This window comes from Microbacterium sp., assembly GCF_017305435.1.
In the GTDB taxonomy this organism is placed as follows: domain Bacteria; phylum Actinomycetota; class Actinomycetes; order Actinomycetales; family Microbacteriaceae; genus Microbacterium.
Genome location: NZ_JAFKIP010000009.1, coordinates 135,432 through 148,399, shown reverse-complemented (window position 1 = coordinate 148,399; position 12,968 = coordinate 135,432). Strand labels below are relative to the sequence as shown.

Here is a 12,968-nt window from a genome sequence, read left to right as displayed (position 1 = left end):
ACGCCGCTACTTCTCCGACATCTCCATGCGCAGACTCGTCCACATCCTCACCGAGCACACCGAACCCGCCCGCCCCGAGCTCCACCTCACCGCCTGACCACCACCCCCAGGAAGCAACCGGAGTGACACCACACCACGGGACTTGACCCGTGATCCGCAGCCGGTCGCTCGTCTCCTGGACCCCGCGACGCGGCGTCGCAATGGAGGCGACTCTCGAGTCCGTAGGGCGCGCAGTCAGGTCGATTGAGAACCTCGGATTTGGCCTCAACCTGTGCACGCCGTCATCCGAGTCCACTGATCAGCGGGGAAGACAAACGATCTCCTTCGTCGGGCCGAGAAGCCTCACGCATTCCTTTGCGCGCCCATCGAGCGTGGAGTGGTTGGGCCTGCCCGCGATGCGGCAGCGACAGAACCTCGTTCGCTCGGCTGCGTTCGACGACGCTAACGAGGTGCTCCGCTTCGAGCGCCGCTACGACAGTGAATTCGCGCGCATGTGGTCTGAGTACCCGAAGCCCCGCAAGCAATCACCACCGTAGCGGACGGAACAATCGAGTCCACCGGATTCGCCGGCTGAGTCGACGCCTCCCGCGACAGTCGCGGGCGTTGAATGTTCCAACGGAAGGACGGCGTAGGTCCTCCGCGAGACCGCACCGATGCCGGTCGCGTACCGCGACAGGCTCGCCGACTCGTGTGCCGTCGCGACGAGCCCGGTTGGACCGCTCGTAGTGCCCGCCCGCGAACTTTGTCGTTGAGCGTCCCCTACGCGGTCGACACTAGATCCCGATTCCGCGCCCCGCCGGCGTCACAGCAATCACGGGTCCGCTAGCCATCGCCGCCTCTCGGTCCCGCGCCGCCCGCCGCCGCTCGACCTCCGCCGCGCGCACCGCATCCTGCATCGTCAACTCCGGCGTACCACGCATCATCGACCGCGCCGCACACTCGCGCGCGTCCTCGTCCGTCCGCGCGACCACAATCGCGACGTTGTGGATCCGCCCTCGGGTGAGACCCACATACAGCCCCGCAGCATCCACGTCGGGCCCAACGATCGAGGCATCCGCCGTCTCCCCCTGAACCCCATGAACGGTCGACGCGTACGCGAGTTGTAGCTGTTCGAGCGCATACGCATGCGGCACTCGCCGCAGCTCGCCGCTGTCACTCGCCGCTGCGAGGTGCACCCCGTCGTCGCGAATCGCCCGCACGATCCACAGCGCACGGTTCTCGACGCCGGTGCGAGCGTCATTGCGACGGGTCTGCACGGTGTCGCCGACGAGGATTCGCTGCTCCCCCATCCCGCATGCGGCGATCCGCGCGTCGAGCTCGCCGACGTCGACGCGTCGCTGCTGGATCGCGTCGTTGAGAGCGTCCGCCTCGGCGTTCGTGGCGGACACCAACGCGACGCGCAGGCCGCGCGCGTGCCATGCGAAGTACTCGTCGATCATCCGGTCGCGGGCGGCTTCGCGGTGATCCACGCGCTCGAGGTGGTCCCGCTCGGCGAGGTCGCCAGCCACCGTCACAGCATCCGCCGCTTCCCCCACATCCCGCAGCCGCAAGGTCAGCGCGGCGTACTCGGGATCGTGGAACCGATGCACGCTGTCGAGCTCGACTCGCGCCGTCGCATGGCGGATCGCCGAACCCATCGCGCCCGCGTGACCCACCGGCAGCGCCTGGTGCGTGTCGCCGACCATCGCCACCCCGACGCGCTGCTCAAGCGCGAGCTCCGTCAGCGCGTTCGCGGTCTCAAGATCGACCATGCCCGCCTCATCGACGACGATGCGGTCGCCCGCTCGCATCGGATAGCGGCTCGGCCCCGCGTAGATCAGACCTGTGACCGAGTCAACGTCGCCGAGGCTGAGCCGGGTCCACTGGGTCGCACGGGCGTCGTCGGGCGCCCAGCGATAGCCGTAGTCCGCGAGGAGCGCGTGCAGACTCGATGCCGCGGCGCCGACCTCCCGCGCCGCGACCGATGCGGCCTTTCGCGTCGGCGCCACGACGAGCATCCGGCGACGTTGCGCACGGAGCGCGTCGAACGCAACGCGCAGCATCGTCGTCTTACCGGAGCCGGCGGGTCCGATGACGGCAACGAGTCCGTGCGAACCGGCGATGGCGGATGCCGCGGCACGCTGCGACTCGTCTAGACCGACCTCGCCGGGAACGGTACGACGGAACTCGGCCGGCAGCAGCGACCGGCCCGGCTTGGCCAGTGCGTCGAGCCTCGCGCCGATCCGCATCTTCGCGATCACGGTCGAGTTCGCCATGAACGCCTTGACGTGGAGCGGCACGTCACCGCCGACGAGCCGCAGCGTTGCCACCTGGGCTCGGCGCGTGATATCCGCGATGGTGTCGTCGAGCTCCCCCCGCTCGGCGACGATCCCGCTGCGCGAGAGCGCGCGGGTCGCGCCCGCGCGAAGGTCGAAGGCGCTGAAGCGTCCGCTGGACGAGGTCGACCTTTCATCGGCATCGACGACGGCGGTCGCCGCGAGCAGGTCCAGGTCGAGGTCGTCGATGCGCAGAGGCGCCACGTCGACAGCCGCGCGCCCGGCGAGCAGCGCTGCGTCGATCGCCGCGATTTCGTCGCGGACGGTCGCCTCCCACGACTCCTCGTCGAGGTGCGCGGGCTTGTTGGGTCGGGCGGTCGCCCACGAGCGTCGGTCGATCTGCTGCAGCACCTCGACGCTCGGCGGGGCTCCTCCATTTGCCGTCGACCACTCAGCGATGAGTCGCGCGCGATTGCGCTCGATCTGAGCGGACCGACGCGAGAGCGGACGCACGGCGCTGGCAAGTGCGGCGATCTCCCCCGCCTCGTTCAACGTGTATCCGTGGCGGGCGAGGGCCGCGACCCACGCGGGGTCAGTGCGCGCGGCGAGTTCGCCTTCGGCGTTGATAACGGTGTGGAGCTTCATCGCGACGCGGGAGTCGAGGTTCGTCCACCGACCGTCTGCACCGAGCACCTTGATGTTGAGCCACAGGTGCCGGTGGATGTGCGGGTCCAGGGCCCGCGAGCGCCGGTGCTGCAGTTCGACCACTTCGATGCGGGTGATGTCTTCGCGGATGGTCCCGTTGTGTCCGCGACGGGCGTTGAGCTCGGACTGCCACGTGAGCAGGATGCGATCGCGGAGGCGGTCTTGCAGCTCTTCGAACTCCACCGCGAGCTGGGGATGCAGGAGCGCGGCGATGCTGTACGTCTTGGGGTGATTGATTGTTCCGTCGAGGAGCAGGTCGGCGTCGGGGCTCAGCCGCGAGCGGCCGCGTTCCTCCCCCGTAATCGGATCGTGCCCGGTGATCCAGACGCGCAGCCCACCGGCCGTGAGCTCGTCGCTGCCGATCCTGCCGCTCGCGACGATGAAGCGACTGACAGTCGCGTCGGATGCCTCGGCGTACGTCTCCAGTGCGTCGACGCCGGCGATCGAGGGCCGGTGGGCGTCGCAGACTCCCTCCAGCGCGTACGCGATCGCCCGTCGCACGCCGCGCGAATCGACGCCCCGCTTCCACCGTTCGAGCCCCCCGCGCATGGCGGCAGACTAACGCTGAGAATATGGCGTTATCCAGGTATTTTTTGCGCTTGTTGCTACTTCCAGCGCGTTGCAGTTATGCGTCGGCGCTCATCCCGGATGCCTGCGTGCATTGTCCTTGTTCCCGGCCTCGTTTCTCTGCCCTTCTTCGTTGGTGTCTTCGTCTGTCGCCGTCTTCGCCTGGTGGTCTGTTGGGGCTAAGCAATCGGTAGGTGGGATGATTCGCCGGCACTTCAGACGGGCCGGTGGCGCTGCAGCAGAGGCTCGCTGGTCGTGCGCATGCCCGAGCGGGCCAGACGTGCAGCTCGATGCCCACAGTTACCATGCGGCGGCGGCATCGACAGGGATGAGGAAAGCGACGGCATAGCGCGCTGACCGACCGGTATGCGGCCAGCGCTAGGTGCGACGGTGCGTGGGGTGGATCGTGACGTCGACGCCCTCACTCCTTCCTACTGCGTGGAGAATCGCGGCGGCGATGGGGAGCTTGTGCGTGCCGTCTCCGAGTGCCATGAAAGCCCCGTCGCCTGGGTGATCGTTCACTGTGCCCGACACCTTGACTAACCCGCGGATATCAAAGATCGTGGCTGAGCCCGGCAGCCGCGCCCACAGCCAGGTGACGCTTCCTCGCACTCGCCGAGAGCCGCTGAAAGTATGATGTCGAGCGATGTGGCGCCGCTCATCCCTCGCGGCGCGGTCATGGAACCTGACCCGCGCGGGGAACTCCCAAACGCGGCCCGCGTCTCCCAGTCGCAGGCCGGCGCGCATATAGCCTCTGAGGGTGACCGCTCCTTACGAGCCGTTCGCTCCGGCGGCGGCAACGGCATTCGCCGAAAAGTACAAGTCCGCCTCGAGCGAGAAGAGCCTGGCGCAGTCGTTCTGGCGTGACTTCTTCACCGACGTTGCAGGCATCGCCGACCTCATGGTCACCGGCATCGAGTTTGAGGTGCCCGTCAAGAGCGCTCGCACCGGCCACATCAACTTCATCGATGTTCTCTTCCCGGGCGTCGTCCTGGTCGAGCACAAGTCGCGGGGTAAGGACCTCGACGTCGCCGAGCAGCAGGCACGGGACTACCTGGTGTCGCTGCCGGCGAACAAGCGCGCACCCATGCTGTTCATCTCCGACTTCGCGCGTATTCGCGTCATTGATGTTCTTCGCAACACCCGCGTCGAGGTGAAACTGGAAGAACTGGCACATAACATCGAGCGGTTCAAGAATGTTCTGAGCAACGGAATAGCCGATGCCACGTTGCAGGAGCTGTCGGCGGACGCTCATGCCGTCGAGTTGATGGCGACCCTCTACAACGCGTTCGAGAAGGCGGGGTATTCAGGGCACAACGTCTCCGTCTTCCTTGTCCGACTTCTCTTCCTCAATTTCGGCGACGACTCCAACATGTGGAAGCGTGTGGGACACGGGCTGTTCGCGAGTATCGTCGCCGATACTCCTGAGAGCGGTCAGGGGCTCGGCGGTCTCATCCAGGAGGTTTTCGAGGTCCTTGACACTCCGCTGCACGATCCGCGGCGCAGCGCGCTGTCCGGAGGAATCGCCGACCTCCCCCACGTCAACGGGCCGCTCTTCAAGGAGCGGCTTCCGACCATCACGTTCAACGCCGAGATGCGCAAAGCACTCATCGCGACCACCGAGTACGAGTGGTCAACCATCTCCCCCGCCATCTTCGGGTCGCTCTTCCAGACGGTGAAGTCGAAGGTAGACCGCCGCAGCCTTGGCGAGCATTACACATCCGAAGCGAACATCATGAAGGTCATTAAGCCGCTCGTGCTGGACCGTCTATACGCACGGCTCGAATCCGGATGGAACAACGTCTCCGCTCTCCGCGAGCTGCGCCGTGATCTCGGCAAGGGGCACTATCTGGACCCTGCGTGCGGCAGCGGGAACTTCCTCGTCGTTACGTACACCCGCCTGCGCGAGCTCGAGCTCCGTGTCGCCATTCGTCTGCAGGAGCTCGGGTACGTCCCCATGCAGCCGGGGCTCGACGGCCTCGGTGCGGACGCCGTCGCGGTGAAGCTTTCTCAGTTCCACGGCATCGAGTACGAGGAGTGGTCCTCTCAGATTGCGCAAGTGGCAATGTTCTTGGCGGACCACCAGGCGAACCTGCAGATGACGTCCATCCTGGGCGGGTCGACCAACCGCTTCCCACTCACCGACGCCGCCGACATACGCCACGCCGACGCGCTCGAGCTCGATTGGGCAAGCGTCGTGCCGATGGGCGAAAACACCTATCTTTACGGAAACCCGCCGTGGCTGGGAGCGCGCCTCCGCAGTTCGAAGCAGAGCCAGCAGACCATCGCAATCTGGGGCAAGAGCGGAGGAGCTGCCGACCTCGACTACGTCGCCAACTGGTTCCTCATCGCCGCGAGGCACATCCGCATGACGGGCGGAGGCCGTGCAGCGTTCGTCGCGACGAACAGCATCACCCAGGGTGAGCAGCCAGCGTTCATCTGGGAACAGCTCGGACCGCTGGGCATGAGCATCGACTTCGCTCACCGCACGTTCTCGTGGGACAACGGCGCGCCCGGTCAGGCAGCCGTGCATGCGGTCATCATCGGCTTCTCGATGCGGACCAACGCGCGGCGCCCGCAACTGTGGGTTTACTCGCACGTCAAGGGGCAGCCGGAGCTGACCACCGCCAGCCATATCAACGGATATCTCCTCGACGCACCCGAGGTGTACGTGCACGCCCGGAAGGCACCTCTCGTGTCGGGTTCAGCGCGGATGGACTTCGGCTCCATGCCGAACGACGGCGGATGGCTGAGCAACATCGACGCAACCGAGGCGGCGGAGATTCGAAAGAGCGACCCCATCGCGGCGAAGTACCTCCGGCGCATCATCGGTGCGACCGAGCTCGTCCAGGGCAAGGAGCGCTACTGCCTGTGGCTCCCTGCCGCCGAGCCTTCCGACATCAGCGCCTCCCCGGTGCTCAAGGGCCGCGTCGGCAAAGTGCGGCAACTGCGCGCTGCGAGCTCGCGCGGAGCCACGCAGAAACTCGCGAACACGCCGGCGGAGTTCGGTGAGATTCGTCAGCCCAAGAACGAATACATCGCCATTCCGCGCCACACTTCCTCAGACCGCGACTACGTGCCGATGGCCATGTTGCCGCCTGAGGTGATCACCAACGATGCCGTGCTCGTGGTGGATGACGGCAGTCTGGCCACCTTCGGGTGGCTTTCCTCCCGGGTCTTCAATGTCTGGAACCGAGCGGTGTCTGGGCGCATCAAGAACGACACGCGCATTTCGGCGACTCTCACCTACAACACGTTCCCGTTCCCGAAGATGACGCCAGCGCACGAGAAGGCGATCGCGACAGCCGCGCAGGCGGTGCTCGATGCCCGGGCGACGTTCCCCGACTCTTCTCTCGCCGACCTGTACGGAGTGAACTCCATGCCATCTGCGCTGAGGAAGGCTCACACGCAACTGGACCGAGCAACGATGTCGCCGCTGGGTCTGCGCTCCAATGCCACCGAGGAGAGGATTCTCACGGAACTCTTCACTCGTTACGCCGACGCCGTCCAGGGGCTTGTGCCGATAGCGCCGTCGGCCAAGCGCGGCAAGTAGTCCTGGGCGAGCGCCGAGCGGAGCGCTGCGCACAGAACACATTCCGAGGCTTTCACCTTGCGGCATAGCGCCTCGCGCCTGGATCGCACGCACAGGTGCCCAGCTCGGGCGCGGCGCGTGGAGGGATCGGACTCCAGCCTCTCGGCCCGTACTGCGCGAGTCCGCAGGCCGTCAGGCAAGGTCACGTTCGCCACGCGATCTGATGGCGGCGCAAATCGGCTCTTCTTGGTCCCAACGATCGCCGCAGCCACCAGCGATACCGCCGCTGCGAGGCTGACAACGCAAAAAGGACGTGCCCACGGCGAGTCGTCGCCACCACTGATGCCGTAGGTATCCGCGAGTGACATCCCGGCTCCGAAACTCGCAACGAAGTACGCGCCCGGCCCGACGGTGAGCACCGCCAGGTAGATCAGAGCTGTGACCCATGGGTTCGTGATCCGTCGAGCGACAGCGAGTCCGAGGATCACGACCGCAAAGATCGGACCGACACCCATGATCACGAACGCCATCGGTGCACCGAGGCTTTCACCCGCCGCCGCAAGATCGCTGTGGATCTCGGCAAGGGTTCGGCTGGGCGCCGCAGCAAGGGGTTTGAGATAGAGAATTTGGACGAGCGCCAGGGCGGCATATCCCAGCACGAGTGCTGTGCCGACGGCGGCGACCACCACGGTCGTACCTCGACGAGACCGGCGAGAGGGACTCATCACCTCAGTCTGCCCGAGATGTTCCCTCATTCGCGCAGCGCCCGTAGGGGATCCGATCGTCCGGGAACATCGCACTCCCGGAGTATCGTCTCGCTGTGAGCAACCGCACCGCAATTCCTGCAGCCCTCGAACGGCAAGTCTTGATTGATGCGGGATGGCGATGCTCTATTCCAGGGTGCGGCACTAACGCTGCTTTGGAGATCGATCACATTGTGGAATGGGCGGTAACTAGGCGGCACGACTATAAGAATCTGATCGTTCTCTGCCCCACGCACCATGCCATGAAGCGAGCCGGGTCGGCCGCGCGCGACATCAATGCTGCCTCCCTTAAAGTCATCAAGGCCAATCAGATGGAGCTCGCTGGGCGATTCGGCGATATCGAACGGCGCGTGCTGGAACACTTCGTGCGGAATCCCGAAGAGCGCCTCGTGTTTCTGCCTGGCGACTTTGACATCCTGCTGATGCAGCTACTCGACGCTGGGGTGTTGGAACGTGGCAGCGAGGAGCACGGTTCTGTTACTGACGGGCTCGTCGCCGTTGCACTCCCGAACGACGGCCCCGAAGACATGCCGGACATGATCATCCTGCGGGCGGCCTACCTTTTGACGGAAATTGGCGCCGACTACGTTTCCGCGATCCGTGACGCGCGGAGACTCCCCTGAGGCTGACCACTGCAGGCGAGCGATGCCCGAACGCACGATTGCGGGCCGCCTCCGGGCAATGCCCGCAAGAGGATCCGGCCCGGCCACCTCACGCGTCACCGAGTGGTCAGGGGAGCAATGACCGCCGCCTAACGCGGCGTTCCTTGAGCGACTCGGGTGATGGCCAGGTTCCTAGGCCCGGAAAGTAGCGGCCGGCTTCCTGGAGCCACCGATCGAAGTTGGGGATCCGCATTCGCCGCGCGCGTCGAGTGGATGACTCTTCGCGCCAATGGCCGACACCAGCGAGCACAAGATTGAGATAGTCGGCGGCGAAGTCGATCCAGATCCGGTCAGGGTTGAAGAACTCGCGCCGGTCATCGACCGAGATCCTGTCGGCGTGTCCAAAACCGGTAGTTTCGTTGAGGGCGGCGCGCACGCTCGCTTCCAGGTGCGCCCAGTGTTTGACGGTCATCTACCAGCGGAAACTGCGGCGACGGGCTGCCGCCGGGATGCACGATTCGGCGCGTCTAGCCCGAGAACTTATCCGTAGATCAGAGCCAGCTTGCCAGGATGACGGCAAGGGTCACAATCAGCGCGAGAGCCCATAGGAAGTGGACCGACACCACCGTCCAAGACCACGCGCGGCGGCCGCGACTTCCGTCGATCACCTTGCGCGCACCGACGAACGCGAAGAGGCCGCGGGACGGGTTCGTGACGTCGGCCGAGAACATATTGCCGACCGTCGCGAAATAACTCCGGCGCACGTCCTTCGGGGATCGCCTCATCGAGATCTTCGAGCTGACCGCCTTAGTAAGCAGCAACACTACACACAGCGCCCCCAAAACGATGGGCGCTTCGACGCCAACTGCCCCGAGGTACGCCCCGAATCCGAGCGCGCCAGTGATCCAGAGAAGAGCCGACTCTACGAGCCCGAGGACGAACACGCGCTACTAGTGAGTACGCTGGCCGCGTGATCGACGATGTCGCGCGGCAGCGTGCAGAACGCGCCGCGCGTGATGCCGCGAAGTGGACGCCGAACTGCTCGTCGTGCCTCCACCCGATGACCGCGGTCGAGCTCGACTGCCACCCGGTCTGGCGCTGTGAGGGGTGCGGGACCGAGGTCGATCCGGGTCAGCGAGAGTGAGCCGTGGGGCTCGCGTAGCCGACAGTTCCGTGAGAGCCCGCACGGCGACGATGTTCGCCGAGGCCACGTGCTCGGCTGTGCCGCAATACGCCCATCCGCGGTCCGCGAAGACCTCCCGCCCGCTCCCCCTCCAGCTGCCCGGTCCGCCCACCCTGCGAGTTCAGGTCCACGTCGCTACTCATCGAGGGCGCTGCGTTTGGCCCTAGATCGTGCGCGCAACTTCAGCAGGATCGCCTCGACGGCAGACAGTCCGATGATGACGAGCAGGACCAGCGAGCCGTTCGTGACTCGTTGCGCAGTGTCGGCGGGAAGAGCCAGCAGAGCAGCCGCGGCACCCATCGCCGTCGCACACAACGCGAACAGCTTACCGATGAAGTCGAGCGCCTTATCTCGCTCGTGTGCCATCGCCCGAAGCGCTGCGCCGACGAGCGCAACGAACACCGCGATGATGGCAGCCCGCGCAAAGCGATCACCGAAGGTCGTGTCGCTAGTCACTGAGTCCAGCCCTACGAGAACGACCGACGCCAGGTAGCCGACAAGCATCACCCCAAGCACAAGAGTAGCTCGCCACCACATCGCGCGGCCCTCCCGCTTGTTCTGCTCCGCCGACCTCGGTTGCACCGTGCTCGTCACGCCGTCTCCTCGTCCCCGCTTCGTCTCGACGCAGACTATCGGGCACCGCGAGGTGAGCGGCTGACGACGCCTCCGGTGGCGCTTGCGCCGGGCTCTGAGCTCTCGTTAGAGGGTCCTCGCCGCTATCGCCGCGCGGACACGACGAGTCCCGGGTGGACCGCCTTCCCTCCCCCTGGCCTGAGCGCAAGCGGAGGTCGCTGTCACTCGGGCTCTGTCTGAGCTACTCTTGCTCGACGTCGACTCGAACGCCATAAATGCCGAGCAAGTTCGCTGCTTCTATCAGGGCGCGAACGTTGAGCTCAGCGGCATTTCTGGCTATCGGCCGAGGCTCCATTGGCTCGTCTCTGGGCCTGGTCTCCTCATCGAGTACCCGAACGGCGTCCTTCCTTAAACCGACGGGCGCATCCGACTTCGCGAGTGCGAAGGCCAGCTCATCCCTCACGATCTTCCGGCCCTCAGCAGAACCTAGATAGGTACGTCGAAGGGCGATGTCGTTCCGGAGCTGCTGGTCCTGACTCTCGATGTACGCCGTCTCCGCCTCCAGCTTGTAGATCTCAGCGCTTGCCTTCGCCGATTCGACGATGTGCCTCACGGCCTTCGAGATGACAAAGAGCGTTCCGGCGAGCGAGCCCGAGACAAGCAGGACGATCTCTAGAGGACTGCCGAGGTGAAGCCGCCGCACATGCGGCGAACGCGGACCTTGACGAACAGTAAGCCATCGGCTCACATCGTAAAGATCGTTGCACGCGCTGATGGTTCGCAGGACCTCGTCGAGTTTGATGTCCGATGGCATCAATCCTTCCGCTGAGAGCGTCCAGCCATCCGTGCGAGTCATCGTGGTAGGCGTCATGGCGCAAACCTACAACCCGGCGTGCGCGACGCCCGAGGAGGAATCGTGGCACAAAAGTCCCAGGCGGTCGTTGCGAAGCACGCCGGTCGCAGCACGCATCGCTGGAAGGCGATCCGCAAGCAGTTCCGCGCCCAGGCGCATCCGTGTTCCGCTTTGCGGCCGACCCATCGACTACGGCATCACGGACGCGTCTGTCGACGCCACATTCGAGCCCGACCGTGTCTACCCCGTGAAGGACTACCCTGAGCGCGCCGAGGACATCACGAACCTTCGCGCATCGCATCGCGGCTACAACCGGCGCTGGGCAACAACAAGACGCCGGCGTCGCTCGGCGTGCTGAGCCGTGACTGGTGGGGAGTCGCGCGGGGCTGAGCCTTCAGACACCACCTCCCCGGGAGTGGGCCTCTCTCCCCGACGCACCACCCCATCCCCCGAGTCGAGCAGCACCCGCCGCACCACCAACCGGCAGCGCCGACCCGCGCGCCCGCGCACCTCGCCCAGCGCGCAGCAGCCCGACCCAGCCCGTTGACGCACCGGCCGGTCAGTTGAGGATCATCCAGGCACGGTGACGCACGTTCACCGTACGCCGCCCGCCGATGGATCCGCGATTGACGCTACGCGCTGCCTGAGGCGCGTTCCAGCGATAGATGTTGCTCAGACTCCGGGAACGACGTTTGCCGCCATCTATCTACATCTAGCGTCAGTAGCATTGACGGCCTCGCACCAATGTCTGACACTGGCCCGATACTGACCAACAACAGGGCACGGGCGGAGGTCGAGATGGGCACCATCACCCCGTACGAGACGGTGAAGGGCCGCCGCTACCGCGTGCGCTACCGCAAGCCGGATCACACTGCGGCCGAGAAGCGCGGCTTCACGACCATGCGCGACGCGCAGCAATACCTCTCGATGGTCACGGTGTCGAAGTCGAAGGGTGAGTACATCGATCCGACATCGTCGCGGGTTCCTGTCCAAATGTTCGCCGACAGCTGGCTGCGATCGAAGAGACCGCCGATGTCAAAGCCCTCGTATTACATGACGCTCGAGCGCGCGTGGAAGAATCACGTCGCTCCGGTCTGGGCAGACCGGGAGATCTGGTCGATCCGGCGCTCTGAAGTCCAGGACTGGGTATCGGAACTCGCGACGGAGAAGTCGAGCACCGTCGTCCTTCGTGCTCTCGGGGTCCTCGCCGGCATCCTCGATGTCGCCATCGATGATCGCCGCCTCGCGAGCAATCCGGCCCGCCACATCCGCAACCTCCCTCGACGGGGGCCGGGCAAGCGTCGCGTCTATCTCTCGCACGATCAGGTTGCGACGCTGGCGGCGTGCTCGGCGCACCCGACGATGGTCCTGACGCTGGCGTACACGGGCCTGCGCTGGGGCGAGGCGACAGGACTACGCGTGCGCAGTGTCAATCGATTGCGTAAGCGCTTCGTCATCGAAGAGAACGCGGTGATGATCGGCTACGAGATCCACGTGGGCACGCCGAAGACGCACGAAAAGCGCTCGGTCCCCTATCCCGATCGCCTCGCTCCGATGATCGAGCAGGCGTGTGCCGGCAAGGGCCCCGAAGGGTTGCTCTTCGGCGACGGCATCCACCACATGCGCAACTCCGGCAGCCAGGGCTGGTTCGCGAACGCGGTGAAGCGCGCGCAGGCGATCGATCCGTCGATCCCTCGGCTCACGCCGCACGACCTCCGCCACACGGCCGCATCGCTCGCGATCAGCTCCGGCGCCAATGTCAAGGCGGTGCAACGGATGCTCGGGCACGCGTCCGCGGCGATGACGCTCGACACCTACGCCGACCTCTTCGACGACGATCTGGATGCCGTCGCATCGCGCCTTAACGACGCGATGCCACTGATCGCGCTGCCGGCGGGTCCGCAGACGCGTTACCGGCGTCCGAAGTGACCCAC

11 protein-coding genes are annotated in these 12,968 nt (G+C 65.6%); 4 read left to right on the top strand and 7 right to left on the bottom strand.

Annotation, left to right across the window (positions count from 1 at the left end; genetic code table 11):
* Positions 1–773: 773 nt before the first annotated feature.
* Together J0I43_RS16275 and J0I43_RS16270 are read right to left on the bottom strand one after the other, a co-directional pair.
* On the bottom strand, positions 774–3,509 hold the full coding sequence (locus tag J0I43_RS16275; RefSeq protein ID WP_292866379.1) for an AAA family ATPase: 2,736 nt from the start codon (positions 3,507–3,509) through the stop codon (positions 774–776).
* A gap of 396 nt (positions 3,510–3,905) precedes the next feature.
* Positions 3,906–4,274 carry a DUF1905 domain-containing protein gene (locus J0I43_RS16270; protein ID WP_292866376.1) on the bottom strand — a complete coding sequence of 123 codons (369 nt, stop codon included), beginning with the start codon at positions 4,272–4,274 and terminating at the stop codon, positions 3,906–3,908.
* A gap of 13 nt (positions 4,275–4,287) precedes the next feature.
* Between J0I43_RS16270 and J0I43_RS16265 the strand changes: the two genes are divergently transcribed.
* Positions 4,288–7,080, top strand: coding sequence for a DNA methyltransferase (locus tag J0I43_RS16265; protein ID WP_292866373.1), 2,793 nt, complete (start codon positions 4,288–4,290; stop codon positions 7,078–7,080).
* Here J0I43_RS16265 and J0I43_RS16260 read toward each other — a convergent pair.
* Entirely contained in the window at positions 7,020–7,748 is a 729-nt protein-coding gene (locus tag J0I43_RS16260) for a hypothetical protein (RefSeq protein WP_292866370.1), read from the bottom strand. The genes J0I43_RS16265 and J0I43_RS16260 overlap by 61 nt on opposite strands.
* Before the next feature lie 131 nt (positions 7,749–7,879).
* Between J0I43_RS16260 and J0I43_RS16255 the strand changes: the two genes are divergently transcribed.
* Positions 7,880–8,446, top strand: a complete 567-nt coding sequence (locus J0I43_RS16255; RefSeq protein WP_292866367.1) for an HNH endonuclease signature motif containing protein — start codon at positions 7,880–7,882, stop codon at positions 8,444–8,446.
* Between the two features lie 106 nt (positions 8,447–8,552).
* Here J0I43_RS16255 and J0I43_RS16250 read toward each other — a convergent pair whose 3' ends face one another.
* On the bottom strand, positions 8,553–8,897 hold the full coding sequence (locus tag J0I43_RS16250; protein WP_292866364.1) for a hypothetical protein: 345 nt from the start codon (positions 8,895–8,897) through the stop codon (positions 8,553–8,555).
* A gap of 79 nt (positions 8,898–8,976) precedes the next feature.
* The gene (locus J0I43_RS16245; protein ID WP_292866361.1) at positions 8,977–9,369 is read right to left on the bottom strand and encodes a hypothetical protein; all 393 of its coding nucleotides are present in this window, start codon (positions 9,367–9,369) and stop codon (positions 8,977–8,979) included.
* Positions 9,370–9,395: 26 nt separating this feature from the next.
* On the opposite strand from J0I43_RS16245, the gene J0I43_RS16240 reads away from it, so the two are divergent.
* On the top strand, positions 9,396–9,569 hold the full coding sequence (locus J0I43_RS16240; protein WP_292866358.1) for a hypothetical protein: 174 nt from the start codon (positions 9,396–9,398) through the stop codon (positions 9,567–9,569).
* A gap of 174 nt (positions 9,570–9,743) precedes the next feature.
* Here J0I43_RS16240 and J0I43_RS16235 read toward each other — a convergent pair whose 3' ends face one another.
* A complete protein-coding gene (locus J0I43_RS16235; RefSeq protein WP_292866355.1) occupies positions 9,744–10,202 on the bottom strand; it encodes a hypothetical protein in 459 nt (152 codons plus the stop codon).
* A gap of 220 nt (positions 10,203–10,422) precedes the next feature.
* On the bottom strand, positions 10,423–10,995 hold the full coding sequence (locus J0I43_RS16230; protein ID WP_292866352.1) for a hypothetical protein: 573 nt from the start codon (positions 10,993–10,995) through the stop codon (positions 10,423–10,425).
* An 837-nt stretch (positions 10,996–11,832) separates the two neighbouring features.
* Here J0I43_RS16230 and J0I43_RS16225 point away from each other — a divergent pair.
* Positions 11,833–12,963 carry a site-specific integrase gene (locus J0I43_RS16225; protein WP_292866349.1) on the top strand — a complete coding sequence of 377 codons (1,131 nt, stop codon included), beginning with the start codon at positions 11,833–11,835 and terminating at the stop codon, positions 12,961–12,963.
* The last annotated feature ends 5 nt before the right edge of the window (positions 12,964–12,968 follow it).